This is a genomic window from Shewanella sp. N2AIL (assembly GCF_022690845.1).
Lineage (GTDB): Bacteria > Pseudomonadota > Gammaproteobacteria > Enterobacterales > Shewanellaceae > Shewanella > Shewanella baltica.
Map to the genome: position 1 here is coordinate 1 of NZ_JALBYT010000156.1, position 204 is coordinate 204.

At 58.3% G+C, this 204-nt stretch carries 1 protein-coding gene; it reads left to right on the plus strand.

Features of this window, described 5'->3' with window-relative positions:
- A partial coding sequence (locus MO387_RS21405) for a VCBS domain-containing protein (RefSeq protein WP_242326537.1) occupies positions 1–204 on the plus strand: 204 nt, incomplete at both ends.

Below are 204 nucleotides of genomic sequence, written 5' to 3' on the forward strand. Positions count from 1 at the left end.
CGGTCACTGAAGATGCCACCGATCCAGTTCTGACTGACAGCGGCACCTTAACCATTACCGATGCCGACAGCGGCCAGGCGGTATTCCAAGCGGGCAACGGCGTTGCTAGCAATGGCGCACTCGGCAGCCTGACTATCGATGCGGCGGGCAACTGGACTTACAACGTCGATAACGCCGACGTGCAATATCTGGCTGAAGGCGAAA